This is a genomic window from Brevundimonas sp., assembly GCF_036399195.1.
Lineage (GTDB): Bacteria > Pseudomonadota > Alphaproteobacteria > Caulobacterales > Caulobacteraceae > Brevundimonas.
This window is the reverse complement of record NZ_DASWNO010000011.1, coordinates 1-12,581: the sequence shown is the minus strand read 5'-3', so window position 1 is coordinate 12,581 and position 12,581 is coordinate 1. Positions and strand designations below refer to the sequence as shown.

13 protein-coding genes are annotated in these 12,581 nt (G+C 68.1%); 3 read left to right on the top strand and 10 right to left on the bottom strand.

The annotated features are described in order from the left end of the window. From VGB60_RS00795 to VGB60_RS00780, 4 genes are all read right to left on the bottom strand, one after another. On the bottom strand, window positions 1–980 hold a 980-nt coding region (locus VGB60_RS00795; RefSeq protein WP_331036392.1), incomplete at its 3' end, for a family 1 glycosylhydrolase. A 74-nt stretch (window positions 981–1,054) separates the two neighbouring features. Further along, window positions 1,055–1,294: a hypothetical protein gene (locus VGB60_RS00790; protein WP_331036391.1), complete on the bottom strand. Its 240-nt coding sequence runs from the start codon at window positions 1,292–1,294 to the stop codon at window positions 1,055–1,057. 169 nt (window positions 1,295–1,463) lie between these two features. Next, window positions 1,464–2,813: a family 43 glycosylhydrolase gene (locus tag VGB60_RS00785; RefSeq protein WP_331036390.1), complete on the bottom strand. Its 1,350-nt coding sequence runs from the start codon at window positions 2,811–2,813 to the stop codon at window positions 1,464–1,466. 68 nt (window positions 2,814–2,881) lie between these two features. Next, window positions 2,882–3,163, bottom strand: a complete 282-nt coding sequence (locus VGB60_RS00780; RefSeq protein WP_331036389.1) for a hypothetical protein — start codon at window positions 3,161–3,163, stop codon at window positions 2,882–2,884. Window positions 3,164–3,248: 85 nt separating this feature from the next. Here VGB60_RS00780 and VGB60_RS00775 point away from each other — a divergent pair, with 85 nt between their 5' ends. From VGB60_RS00775 to VGB60_RS00765, 3 genes are all read left to right on the top strand, one after another. Next, complete coding sequence (locus VGB60_RS00775) at window positions 3,249–4,271, top strand: sensor histidine kinase (protein ID WP_331036388.1); 1,023 nt, start codon at window positions 3,249–3,251, stop codon at window positions 4,269–4,271. A gap of 66 nt (window positions 4,272–4,337) precedes the next feature. Next, window positions 4,338–5,483 (top strand): zinc-dependent alcohol dehydrogenase, encoded by a 1,146-nt coding sequence (locus VGB60_RS00770; RefSeq protein ID WP_331036387.1) that lies wholly within the window; start codon window positions 4,338–4,340, stop codon window positions 5,481–5,483. 14 nt (window positions 5,484–5,497) lie between these two features. After that, entirely contained in the window at window positions 5,498–6,019 is a 522-nt protein-coding gene (locus VGB60_RS00765; protein WP_331036386.1) for a hypothetical protein, read from the top strand. Window positions 6,020–6,153: 134 nt separating this feature from the next. On the opposite strand, the gene VGB60_RS00760 is transcribed toward VGB60_RS00765, so the two are convergent. The 6 genes from VGB60_RS00760 to VGB60_RS00735 all read right to left on the bottom strand — a co-directional run. Beyond that, the gene (locus VGB60_RS00760; protein ID WP_331036385.1) at window positions 6,154–6,369 is read right to left on the bottom strand and encodes a hypothetical protein; all 216 of its coding nucleotides are present in this window, start codon (window positions 6,367–6,369) and stop codon (window positions 6,154–6,156) included. Between the two features lie 100 nt (window positions 6,370–6,469). Further along, entirely contained in the window at window positions 6,470–7,324 is an 855-nt protein-coding gene (locus VGB60_RS00755; RefSeq protein ID WP_331036384.1) for an SDR family oxidoreductase, read from the bottom strand. A gap of 54 nt (window positions 7,325–7,378) precedes the next feature. Next, window positions 7,379–8,389 (bottom strand): DUF2891 domain-containing protein, encoded by a 1,011-nt coding sequence (locus tag VGB60_RS00750; RefSeq protein ID WP_331036383.1) that lies wholly within the window; start codon window positions 8,387–8,389, stop codon window positions 7,379–7,381. Window position 8,390: 1 nt separating this feature from the next. Then, window positions 8,391–9,359, bottom strand: coding sequence for a DUF979 domain-containing protein (locus tag VGB60_RS00745; protein WP_331036382.1), 969 nt, complete (start codon window positions 9,357–9,359; stop codon window positions 8,391–8,393). Beyond that, the gene (locus VGB60_RS00740; RefSeq protein WP_331036381.1) at window positions 9,356–10,069 is read right to left on the bottom strand and encodes a DUF969 domain-containing protein; all 714 of its coding nucleotides are present in this window, start codon (window positions 10,067–10,069) and stop codon (window positions 9,356–9,358) included. Before VGB60_RS00740 ends, VGB60_RS00745 begins: the two co-directional genes overlap by 4 nt. A 97-nt stretch (window positions 10,070–10,166) precedes the next feature. Then, a partial coding sequence (locus VGB60_RS00735; RefSeq protein ID WP_331036380.1) for a hydantoinase B/oxoprolinase family protein occupies window positions 10,167–12,581 on the bottom strand: 2,415 nt, incomplete at its 5' end.

The following is a 12,581-nucleotide window of genomic DNA, read 5'->3' as shown; positions in this document are numbered from 1 at the left end:
CCGTCATTGCGCACGCGCAGGACGTTGGCCCACTCCTTCCAAAGCCAGTTCACCGCCTCGTCGCCGTTCGGCCCTTCCGAGATGTTGGTCTCGGTGTGCATGACCGGCAGCCGATACCGGTTGTAATACTGCCGGGTGATTTCGCTGTAGCCGATGTTTTCGCCGGATGCGGAGGTTGAGCCCTCCGCTCGGACCCGATGTGCGTTGGTCCCGGAGGAGTCGGTGCCGAGGATGCAGTGCTGCCGCAGCCGCCGGCCGAGGAAGAAGTGGTACTCCTCGCGCGTCATTCCGTTGTCCATCAGGAACTCGTAGACGCCGGAGTCGACGCGGCGACCGTAGTTCAGGTCCAGCGTCAGGAAGCGCTGGCAGTTCATCGTCTCGGCCGGCTTGATGGCGGCCGGGTTCTCTGCGTGGAAATACTCGGACGACTCGCTCTGGATGAAGATCACGTCCGGGCGAACCTGCAGGATCGCCTCCATCGCCAGCACATTGGCTTTCACGATGTTCTTCAGCGCGTTCACGAAGGTCTGGTCGGTCTTGCCCTCCTCGTTCCACCATCCGAAGCGGCCGGAGAAGGTGGCGCAGATGAACATCTCGTTGACCGGGGTGTAGAGCTGAACCCACGGGAAGCGCTCGGCGAAGGCCCGGGCGTAGGCTTCGAAATGCAGGCCGAAGTCGGGGTTCTGGAAGTCGCCGATCCAGTCGGGGACGCCGAAATGGCACAGGTCGACGATCGGGATCAGCCGTCGCCGGCGGATCTCAGCGAAGGTCTCGTCGGCGAACGACCAGTCGTACTTGCCTGGCCCCAGCAGGGTGGTGTGCAGGGGAGGGCCATACCGCAGGTAGCGGATGCCCATCTCCTGAACGAGGGCGAAGTCCGTGCGCCAGTGCTTGTAATGGCCGCACGACTCCATCTGATCGACGCGAACCGAGCCGTTCTTGATGCGCGGAATCGAGTTCTCGATTCCGGTGGCGAACATGAAGGCTGAGATGGCGTCCTCCCGAAGTCGCGTCCCCGAGGGACAGCTTCAAAACCGGAAAAGCGCCAGTTGGTTCAATCGAAGGACGGCGCCGCTTCCGGGCCATTTATCTTGCGGCAGCGCGTCAGCGGGGCCAGACCATCGACGCCGGTCTGGACGTTTCGCACCCAGGCCTTGTCGCCGTTCACCGCGATGACGGTGAAATGGGGAAACAGGTTTGGGCCCGTGCGCACCAGGTCGCCTTCGACGATGTCCTCGTCGTAGCCCCGGTGGTGGGAGATGTCGAAAAGGTCTGAATAGCTGACTTGGGTCACATGACCCTCCTGTCTCGTGCAGGGCCATTTAGGCGCGTCTGAGATGAATGAAAGCCCAACAGGAGCGACCGATTCGGGTCAAGTGCGGCCCAGCTTTCGTTCCGTATGCGGCTGTGGATTTCGCGCATCAGTCGGGTAGCCGACAAGCCCGCTCAAGCTTGCCTCGTCCTCAGTCGCCGGTCCTGATCTGGCCGTTCTTGACCGTCAGCGGCGCGGTGAGAAGCGCGCGAAAGGCTTTGTATCCGACCTGGCCCGGGACGAACCCGTGCATGAACATTCGCGGCTGGCCTTGCGCGTCGGTGGTGACCGAGGGATGCCCCGGGGCGATCCACGCCGTGCTGGACCCGAGCAGGGGCAGCGGCGCCTTTTCGTAAGGGCCGAGCGGATGCGCCGCCAGCGCCGCTCCGATGCCGTAGCGGCCGGTCGAGAAGTCGTTGCCCGCATAGAGCAGAAGGTAATGTTCCCCGACCCGACTGATCCACGGCCCCTCAATCAGGTGCGCTTCCCAGGCCTGATCGTTCTCGAGAATGACCGTGCTTTCGCCGACGAGGGCGGAGCCGTCGTCCGACATGCGCTGGGCCCTGATGACCGTGCGTGCGGCGGTGAGCGCCTCGCGAGCGAGGGTTTGGCACTCCGGCTCAGGTCCGGGCTCGGCGGCCAGGGCCGCCAGCCTCTCGCGGAAGGCCGGGAAGTCGTCTGCCGCGGCCTCGATCAACGGCTGCAGGATGAAGAAGGTCTCCATCGGCGCGGCGTCCGGGCGCAGCGCCAGCAGATCGGCGCATAGGCGCGCCGTCCGAACGTCGCGGGGTCCGGCGAACAGCACGGGGCCCAACTCCGGTCTCAGCCGCATCAGCCGCGCGATCAGGGGCGGCCAGCGGTCGTTCGTATCCTCCTTCCACACAAGGTGCGGCGCTTCCGTGGGGTCGAGGACGATGTGAGGATCAATCACGCCGCCTCTGAGCAGCGGCTCGGCCGCTGGCTCGAAGGGCCCCGCCGGCGAAGGCGCTCTCGCCAAGCCGATGGCGAGATCGCCGTCGTGGGTACGGGCGGTGAAGCAGAGCCAGAAGGCTCCTCCGACCTGATGCATCTCCGGCGCCCAGAAGTCGGCGCCGGGGCCGCTCATGGCCCATGCGGGGGCGCGGCCCTCAGGGAAGACAAAACCCGCCGGGCGCCAGGTCTCCAGATCGTCGGAACGCAGGATGGGGAAGGCGTCGGGCGCGTCGTTGGAGGTGACGTAGAGCCACCATGTCACCGTTCCGGCGGCGTTCCGCACCCGTGTCACGGCTGGATCGCCGTATCCGTACAGGATGCCGGCCCCCAGGTTTTCGGTCAGGATCGCCCGAACCGCCGGGTCGGGCGCGCCGGTGACGGGCGCGGCTGCTTCGGGCGCCCGCAGGTCGAACCGACGCGACAGCTCGTCGTGGAGGTCGAGAAAGTCCCGGTGGCTGCGGGGGTCCAGACGGCGGTGAACGCGTCTTCGACCTCCGTTCTCCTCCTCGCCGCTGACGGTCAGGGTCAACAGACCGTCTGGACCTTTCTGAAGCTGCAGGTCGAGGCGCGACTCCCCCATGCCGACCCCGCCTCCCGTCAGGCGAAGGACATCCACGCCGCCGCCAGAAGCAGCAGCACGATCACCGCGGCGGCCGCATACCAGAACTTGGGTGTCGCCCTGACGCCGCCCGAGCCTTCCGGAGACGAGGGCATAGGGCTCCGGTCGGAGCTCACGGGAGCGGCGTCCGTCGGGGCGCGGGCGCCTCCCGCCTCATCGTCCGTCCCGAGCGGCGACAGGCCCGGGTCGAACACCGGCACGCTGCCGTTTTCGCGCCGATGACGCCACTGATCGTCCTTGGTCTGCAGGGGGTTGGCCATGGCCAAATAAGCCCGTCGCATACGAAGTGTTCCGCCCGCTTCCCAACGTAGGGAGCGTACCGGGGCCTCACGGCGTTGCAGGGGAATGGAGTCCCCCACGCCCGAGCTCGCACTCAGCATCCTGAGGCAAATCCGCGGATACGCCGTCGTCCTGCTGCGCCCCGACGGGACGATCGTGCGCTGGCTGGGAGACGCCCCCGCCATAGTCGGTCTGTCGGAAGCGGAAGCCGTCGGGGCCAACATCGCCATGATCTTCGCACCTTCGGATCAGGCGCAGCACGTGCATCTGCGGGAGCTGGAGATCGCCAGCCGTGACGGGCGGGTCGAAGACACGCGCTGGCACGTCAGAGCTGACGGCGAGCGCTTCTGGGCCAACGGCATCACCATGCCTCTGGACGAGGGCGTCTTCCTCAAGGTCTTCCGCGACGAGACCCGGCTGAAGGTGGCTGACGAGCAGCGGGTCCTGCTGCTCCACGAGCTCAATCACCGGGTGAAGAATACTCTGGCGACGGTGCAGTCCGTGGCCGAGCAGACGCTGCGGTCCGCGGGCGTGGGAGCGGACATCCGCGCCGCCCTGACCGCTCGCCTTCACGCCTTGTCGCGCGCGCACAACGTCCTGGTGGACGAGAGTTGGGCCGGAGCGGACCTGCGGACCATCGTCCAGGACGCGGTGTTTCCCTATGACGGCGGCGCAAGGGTTTCCGTCGACGGCCCTGACGTCCGTCTGCACCCCTCGCAGGCGGTCACCCTGGCCCTGATTCTGCATGAACTCACCACCAACGCGCTCAAGCACGGATCGCTGACCGGCCACGCAGGCAGGGTGAACATACGCTGGAACGAGTCGGTCGATGCGGAGGGAGGTCGGCGGCTCAGTCTGCTCTGGGAAGAGTCAGGTGGACCGCAGGTGACGGCTCCGACCCGGAAAGGCTTCGGCTCCCGGCTTCTCAAGCAGGCCGCCGGCTCCATGAGCGGATCGGTCGACCTCCGGTTCGCTCCCGAAGGCCTGTGCTGCGTCCTTGATCTGTCTCTTGTCGACGAGGCCGTTCCCATAGAGCAGACCCTCGTCGAAAGAGGATCAGGCGCCGTGATCCCGACGAATATCCAATGAGCCACGGCTGCAGGAACCATCGACCGCAGCTCTGGTTAGCAGCCGCATAAGGGCGAAGGAGCACGCATGCTGGCCATGGACTATCGCGGGCCGAGACGGGTCCGCATCGAACACAAGCCGATGCCCGTCATCGAGCATCCCCGGGACGCGGTCGTGCGCGTAACCCGATCCTGCATCTGCGGATCGGACCTGCACCTCTACCACGGCATGGTGCCGGACACCCGGGTCGGCATGACCTTCGGCCACGAATTCTGCGGCGTCGTGGAGGAGGTCGGCTCGGGCGTGGAGAACCTGAAGCGGGGCGACCATGTGCTGGTCCCGTTCAACATCGCCTGCGGCCAATGCCATTTCTGCAAACAGGGCCTGTTCGGCAACTGCCACGAGTCCAATGCGCAGGCGACCGCGGTCGGCGCCATCTTCGGCTATTCCCACACGGCCGGCGGTTATGACGGCGGACAGGCGGAGTACGTGCGCGTGCCCTATGCCGATTTCGGACCGACGCTGATCCCGGACTGGATGGACCCCGACGATGCGGTGCTGCTGACCGACGTCGTCCCCACCGGCTACCAGGCGGCCGAGATGGGCGGCATCCAGAAGGGCGACACGGTGGTGGTCTTCGGCGCGGGGCCCGTGGGATTGCTGGCCGCGCGCTGTGCCTGGCTGTTCGGCGCCGGTCGGGTCATCGTCATCGACCACCACGAGTATCGGCTCGAGTTCGCGCGGACCTACTGCCCGGCCGAAGTCTATGATTTCCGCGAGATCGGCGATCCCGTGGTGTTCATCAAGAAGATCACCGAGATCGGCGCGGACGTCTGCATCGAGGCGGTCGGAGCCGACGCCTCGGGCAACGCCTGGCACACGGTCTTCGGCAAGAAGCTGAAGCTCGAAGCAGGCAACGCCGTGCCGCTGCACTGGGCGATCAACTCGGTGAAGACGGGCGGCGTGGTGTCGATCGTCGGGGTCTACGGGCCCACGGGCAACATGGTCCCGATCGGCAACGTCGTGAACAAGGGCATCACCATCCGGGCCAATCAGGCGTCCGTGAAGCGGCTGCTGCCCCGCCTGATCGAACACGTCAAAGAGGGCCGGATCGATCCCAAGGCGATCATCACTCACCGCGTCCCGCTGGAGGATGTCGCCGAAGCCTATCACCTGTTTTCGTCGAAGCTGGACGGCTGCATCAAGCCTGTCCTCCTTCCGAGCGCAGCCTGAGACGGAGGACTCGCATGACCCAGAGCCAGCAGGCTGCCGCAGCCGCCGCCCAAGCGGAAGCAGAACCCCGCATCGATCCCGCCACCGTCGTCGGCTGGGGCGTCGACGCAGATCCCGAGAACGACCCGACCTGGCCGATGCGGAACCGGGCCAACGACGACGGTCCGGGCATGAACTGGACGCCTCCGGAGACCCAGCACACCGAGGTGGAAATCCTTCAGTCAGTCGAGCACGTGCGGCGCCCGGCGGTCGTTGGACAGTCCACGCCGCCGTCGGGGCTCAGCGGCGTCATACGGAGGGGAGCCTTCCGCTTGAGTGAAAGCCAGTGGGGTCACTGGCTGCTGCTGATGCTCGCCGACCGGGTGAACACCGTCGAAGGCGTGGTCGACGATCTCATGCGGGGCCGCGCGCCGAACCCCCTCGTGGAGATGGGGATCGTGAAGCAATCGCGGTCGCGGGAAAGCGCGATCGCGACGGCCGCCGTCATCGGCCTGGTCGCGGTCGCCCTGGTGTCGGTGGCGCGTCGTCGCCGCTGACGCGGGTTGGCGCGAGCCGATCCGCCCGGGTCGGCCCCCGGGCGCGCCGCCTGCGCCAACATATCCAGGGCGCTTATGCGCGTCTGGAAATCATCACCGTTGTGCGGGCGGTCCGCTCGGCCAGACGCGTCTCCTCAGGCGGCCTGAAGGAGAGCGCTGTCCTGACCGGCGAAATGGAGCGACCCGACAGACCGTTCGCCCTGGTAGACAGCCACCGTTTGGACGTCCTCCCAGCGCTCAGCGATTTCACCCGCCAGCTTCAGCGCCGAGCGGTCCGTCGCGGCCCTCAGCACGCACAGGTCCGCCACGGTCTCGCGGCTCGTGCTGATGATGCAGAAATAGGAATCCATAGGGTTCGGACGTCCATCGCGGCGGGTGGGCCGTCTTCAACACGCCCGGCCGCAGCCCGTTCCTGTGTCGGCTGCCGGATAACCGCTTCCAGCGCCGTCATCAGATGATCGGCTTTCCTCCGGTGACGGCGATGGTCGCTCCGGAGATGTAGCCGGCCTCGTCGGAGGCCAGCAGGACATAGGCTCCGGCCAGCTCACGCGGTTGCCCCGGGCGTTTCATCGGCACCTGATTGCCGAACTCCCGCACCTTCTCTTCTGGCATGGTCGAGGGGATCAGCGGCGTCCAGATCGGGCCGGGAGCGACGCAGTTCACGCGGATTCCCTTCTCGGCCAGCAACTGCGCCAGCCCGCCCGTGAAGTTCTGGATCGCGCCCTTGGTCGTGGCGTAGGCCAGCAGCTGGGGACTGGGCGTATCGGCGTTGACGGAAGACGTGTTGATGATCGAGCCGCCCTCCGCCATGTGCGGGACCGCCGCCTTGGACAGGTAGAACATGGCGTGGATGTTCACCCGGAAGGTCTTGTCCCATTCGGCGTCCGGGATCTCCTCAAGGTCGTCGAAGGTCATCTGGTGGGCGGCGTTGTTGACCAGAATATCGACCCGCCCGAAGGCGTCGACCGCCTTCTGAACGATGGCGCGGCAGTGGTCGGCGTCGGCGACGTCGCCCGGGACGAGCACCGCCTTGCGCCCGGCCTCTTCGATCCAGCGGCGGGTCTCCTCGGCGTCCTCATCCTCGTTCAGGTAGCTGATGAGGACGTCCGCGCCTTCGCGGGCGAAGGCGATGGCGACGGCGCGGCCGATGCCGCTGTCGCCGCCGGTGATGATCGCGGCCTTGCCCTCCAGACGCCCCGAACCGCGATAGCTGTCCTCGCCGTGGTCGGGGCGCGGGTTCATCTGGTCTGTGAGACCGGGAACGGCTTGGGGCTGCGGCTCGAACGGCGGGCGCGGATCATCCATGGCGGACCTCAGGGCTGGGGTGGCGGGATCGGCTTCAACCGACCAACCGCCTGCCTAGGGGTGCGTTCCCGCGAGCAGCGCGAGCAGGGCGAAACTCGCAAGCCAGTGCTCACCCATGTAGTCGCCGGTGACGTGGGGCAGGGCGGCGTCCAGGTGCATGTCCGCGGCGCCGAGGGCGATCCCGCGTCGGGGATCGTCCGCCTCGAGGGCCGCCGCGATCTCGCGCCAGCACCAGGCCCGGCTCAGGTTCAGGCCGTCGAGATGGGCGATCTTGCCGTCCGAGCGGTCGCTGACCCCGGCCGGCTGGAACAGGGTCGCGGGCTCGCGCCGGTCCACCCGTGGCAGGAAGGCCGCGAACCAGGCGCGGAACGCGTCCGGCTCCATCACGCGCCGCATTAGCACGGCCTCCATCAGGGCCGGCGACAGAAACTCGTCCTGCGACGGCTCCCAGGCCTGACAGTCGCGGTCCCCCGAGTGCCAGCGGAGGGCGCGGTCGCGGCAAAGCGCGGCGAGCGCCTCGTCCCCGCCGCTGTCGGCATGGTCGAGCGCCAAACGCAGGGCAAAAGCCGTGTTGTAGTGTGTGCCCACCCGAACCGGATAGTCGGCCAAGGGCAGGAAGTCCTTGAAACGCCTCGCGAAGGCGTCGGTCAGCGGCCTCAGGGTCGCTACCCGGTCGTTGCCGTGCCGTTCCAGCTCCGCCGCCAGCATCAGCAGCCAGCCCCAGCCGTAGGGCCGCTCGAACCCGCGGCTTTCGGGGCGCGCGAGGTAGGCCGTCTCCGCCGCGACGTTCTCGGCCGTGAAAAGTTCGTCGGCCAGCGTGCCTATGCGGCCTGCTTCCGGCATGTCCGGATACAGCCTCAACAGGGTGAACAGTGTCCACCAACCGTGGACGCACGAGTGCCAGTCGAAGCTGCCGAAGAAGACCGGATGCAGGGCGCGCGGACCCCGCACGTCGGCGGGACCGGCCAGAACATGGTCCATCTTGTTCGGGTATTCGCGCGCGACATGCCCCAGCGCCGCCGAAGCGAAGCGGGAGGCGGTCGCGGCGTCGAGGCGGTGGGTCATCTCAGTACCGGAAGGCGAGGGCGTACATCAGCACGACGTTGATCACGAACAGGGCCGCCGCGGTCGGAATCTGCGCCCGGATCACGCCGTTGAACGCCGCGTCGCGGTCCGGCAGGTCGAGCAGCGCCGCGGGCACCACGTTGAAATTGGCGGCCATGGGCGTCGTCAGCGTGCCGCAGAAGCCCGACAGCATGCCGATGGCGCAGACGATCGCCGGATTGCCGCCGAACTGCAGGACCACCAGCGGCAGCCCGACGGCGGCGGTCATTACCGGGAAGGCCGCGAAGGCGTTGCCCATGATGAATGTGAACAGGGCCATCCCGCCGCAATAGGCGACCACCGCCAGCAGGCGGGTGTCGAGCGGCAGGTAGCTGGCGAACAGCTCGCCGATCCGGTCGCCGACGCCGGCGATGACGAACACGGCGCCCAGCGCCGCGAGGGCCTGCGGCAGGATCCCCGCCCAGCCAACCGAGTCCATCAGCCGTCGGCCTTCCTGCAGCGGCGCCAGCAGCGGCGGGCGGAGCCAAACCATGGCCATGGCCAGCGCGATGGCCACGGCCAGGCCCAGCGCGATGATGGTCGGCTGCTCGGCTCCGAACAGGGGCGTGCCGAACAGCGACACCTTCTCCAGCACCAGCACCCCGAGAATGGCGACGGCCGGAATCATCAGGGCGGGAAGGAACAGCGAGTTGCCGCGCCGGGCGGCGCTGGCGGCGCGTTCCTCCGGGCTGGTCGTCGCCGGTCGGCTCTGGCCCAGCAGCCGGAAGCCGGCGAGCACGGCGAGCGTCAGCACCAGCACGCCGTTGCCCAGGTCTCCCAGATAAGATCCGAACAGGAAACTGACCGCCAGCAGACCCCAGAATGCCGCGGTGCCGAACCGTCGCGGATGGGCTCCGTCGAACACCGTCAGGACCGAGAACGACGCGAACGTCAGGCCGGCGAACATGTAGACCCAGTCAAGCGTGATCATTGGCCGCTCTCCTGACCGCTTTCCCGGGCGATGGTCCGGTCGAGCCGGATCAGCCGCGCGCCGTGGATCAGCAGGGCGAAGATCGCGGTGGGGATGGCCCAGACCGCCAGCTGCCAGGGCTCCAGCATGATGCCGTTGGCCTCGAGGAAGCCCTTGATCAGCAAGATCGAGGCGATGGCGAAGAAGATGTCCTCGCCGAAGAACAGGGCGATGTTGTCCACCGCGGCCGCATGCGCCCGGATGCGCCAGCGCAGGGCGTCGGGCAGATCGCCGTAGCGCGCCTCGGCCGCCGCCTCGGCCATGGGCGCGATCAAAGGACGGACCATCTGCGGATGTCCGCCAAGCTTGGTCAGGCCCGCCGCGGCGCTGACCTGACGCAGGACGAAGTAAGCCAGCAGGATGCGCCCGGTGGTGGCCGAACGGACCCTGCCCACCAGCGCCCGGGCCTGCTCCTGGAGGCCGTAACGCTCCAGCAGCCCGATGAGCGGCAGCACCAGCCAGATCACGGTGATGTAGCGGTAGTCGTTGAACGCCTTGCCGAAGGCCGCGACCGTGTCGACCGCCGCCCGGCCCACCTCCGCGACGCTCACGCCCGGCGCAATGGCCGCCGCGGCCCCCGTCACGATCGCGGCGACCAGGATGACGGCCAGCGGGTTCAGCCGCGCCACGAAGCCGGCGACCAGCACCCCTATCCCCAGCAACACCCACATGGACTCGGCCCCCGGTCAGTCTGCGGCGAGGCTAGTCCGCTCCGGCACGCGGTGGAAACGGTTTTCCCACCCTGACCTGCACAGGCCGCGCCGGCGCTCACGCCTCCCCGAACCCGCCGCCCCCGGGGGTCTCGATCACGAAGACGTCCCCCGCCGACATGCGGACCTCGGCCGTAGAGCCCAGCCGATCGCGACCGCCGCCGACGCGCTCGATGCGATTAATCCCCGCCGCGCCGTTCGCGCCCCCGCCGACCCCGAACGGCGGCACACGCCGGCGGTTGGACAGGATCGCCGCCGTCATCGGTTCGAGGAACCGCACGCGCCGGATCGCGCCATCGCCGCCCCTGGACGCGCCTTCGCCGCCGGACCCGCGCCGGATGGAGAACTCCTCGAGCAGCACCGGGAAGCGGGTTTCCAGCACTTCGGGATCGGTCAGGCGGCTGTTGGTCATATGGGTTTGCACTGCCGACGCCCCCTCGAAGCCCGGCCCAGCGCCCGCCCCGCCGGCGATGGTCTCGTAGTACTGCCGCGCATCGTCGCCGAAGGTGAAGTTGTTCATCGTGCCCTGACTGGCCGCCAGCACGCCGAGCGCGCCGTACAGGCAATCGACCACGGCCTGGCTGGTCTCGACGTTGCCCGCGACCACGGCGGCCGGGTAGCGCGGGTTCAGCATCGAGCCCTCGGGCACGATCAGGTGGATCGGCTTCAGGCAGCCTTCGTTCAGCGGGATGGCGTCGTCGACCAGGGTGCGGAAGACATAGAGCGTGGCGGCTCGCGTGATCGACAGCGGCGCGTTGAAGTTGTTCGGCCGCTGCTCGCTGGTTCCGGTGAAATCGACCACCGCGCTCCGCGCCTGCGGGTCCACGTCGATGCGGACCCGGATGACGGCGCCGTCGTCCATCTCGATCGCGAAGTCACCGGATTTCAGGGCGGCGATGGCCCGGCGCACCGCCTGTTCCGCGTTGTCCTGAACGTGGCCCATGTAGGCCGCCACCACGTCACGCCCGAACTCCGTTGCCATCCGCGCCAGCTCGTCCGCGCCGCGGGCGCACGACGCGATCTGGGCTTTCAGGTCGGCCATGTTCTGTTCGACGTTGCGCGACGGATAAAGGCCGGAAGTGAACAGGGCGCGAGTTTCATGGTCCCTCAGCCGTCCCGCGTCGACGAGCAGGAAGTCGTCGATCAGGACGCCTTCTTCCTCGACCGTCACGGACGAAGGCGGCATCGACCCCGGCGTGATTCCGCCGACGTCGGCGTGGTGCCCACGCGCGGCGACGAAGAAGGCCGGCGCGTCGTCGGTCTCTAGGAACACGGGCATGATGACGGTGATGTCGGGCAGGTGCGTCCCGCCGTTGTAGGGCGCGTTCAGCATGTAGACGTCGCCGCGCCTCATGCCCCGGCCGTCCGCCCCGTCGCTTCGCGAGCGGATCACCGTGCGAATGCTTTCGCCCATCGAGCCGAGATGCACCGGGATGTGGGGCGCGTTGGCGATCAAGGCGCCGCTTGAGTCGAACACGGCGCAGGAGAAGTCGAGCCGCTCCTTGATGTTGACCGAATACGCGGTCGCCCGCAGCGCCTCACCCATCTGTTCCGCCGCGGCCATGAAGCGGCTGTTGAACACCTCCAGCATGATCGGATCGGCGTCGACGCCGGGCGCGGCGAGGCGCTCCGCCGGCGTTGCCCGTACGAGGATCAGGTTTAACGCATCGTCGACCGTGGCGCGCCAGCCCGGTTCCAGCACGGTGGTGCCGGTGTCCTCGAGAATGACCGCCGGCCCCTCGACGGTCACGCCCGGTCGGAACGTCTCGCGGCGGTAGACCGGCGTGTCCTGCTCGGCCCCGGCCATCCTCACGGGAGCGCGGGTCACGATCGGAGGCGGGCCCCCAGCGGCTCGGGCCGTTGGCGTGAACGCCGCCTGTTCCGAGGCGGCCACGGCCTCGGCCTCCAGCGTCTCGACCACCAGCGCCTTGTCGTCGGCGAAGAAGCCGAAGCGTTGACGATGCAGGGTCTCGAACGAGGCCCGCATCGCCAAGGCCGGGCCGAACGGGACGGGCAACGGCGTGTCCGAGCCGGCGAACTTGACCTCGGCTCGGGTGACGACTTCGACAGCGCCGTCCGTGAAGCCTTGCGCCTGAAGCAGGTCGCGCGCCTCGCCGGCGAGGGCTTCGGCTCGCGCAGCCAGCGGCGCGTCCGCGCGGTCGTCCAGCGGCGCAGCCACGGTCGCCTGCCGGATCGCCCGCACGTCGGCAAGGCCCATACCGTAGGCTGACAGCACCCCAGCGAACGGATGCAGCATCACGCGGCTCATGCCCAGGGCGTCCGCGACCAGACAGGCGTGCTGGCCGCCGGCGCCGCCGAAGCAGTTCAGGACATAGCGGGTGACGTCGTATCCCCGCTGGATAGACACGGACTTGATCGCCTCCGCCATGTTCTGCACGGCGATGGTGACGAAGCCGGCGGCGAGGTCTTCGGGCGTCGTAGCGCGGCCCGTCGCGTCCGCGACCTCAACGGC

Coding starts and splice junctions, on each gene's coding strand:
- VGB60_RS00780 (WP_331036389.1), bottom strand. CDS start 3,163: ATGGCCAACCCCCTGCAGACCAAGGACGATCAGTGGCGTCATCGGCGC.
- VGB60_RS00775 (WP_331036388.1), top strand. CDS start 3,249: ATGGAGTCCCCCACGCCCGAGCTCGCACTCAGCATCCTGAGGCAAATC.
- VGB60_RS00770 (WP_331036387.1), top strand. CDS start 4,338: ATGCTGGCCATGGACTATCGCGGGCCGAGACGGGTCCGCATCGAACAC.
- VGB60_RS00765 (WP_331036386.1), top strand. CDS start 5,498: ATGACCCAGAGCCAGCAGGCTGCCGCAGCCGCCGCCCAAGCGGAAGCA.
- VGB60_RS00760 (WP_331036385.1), bottom strand. CDS start 6,369: ATGGATTCCTATTTCTGCATCATCAGCACGAGCCGCGAGACCGTGGCG.
- VGB60_RS00755 (WP_331036384.1), bottom strand. CDS start 7,324: ATGGATGATCCGCGCCCGCCGTTCGAGCCGCAGCCCCAAGCCGTTCCC.
- VGB60_RS00750 (WP_331036383.1), bottom strand. CDS start 8,389: ATGACCCACCGCCTCGACGCCGCGACCGCCTCCCGCTTCGCTTCGGCG.
- VGB60_RS00745 (WP_331036382.1), bottom strand. CDS start 9,359: ATGATCACGCTTGACTGGGTCTACATGTTCGCCGGCCTGACGTTCGCG.
- VGB60_RS00740 (WP_331036381.1), bottom strand. CDS start 10,069: ATGTGGGTGTTGCTGGGGATAGGGGTGCTGGTCGCCGGCTTCGTGGCG.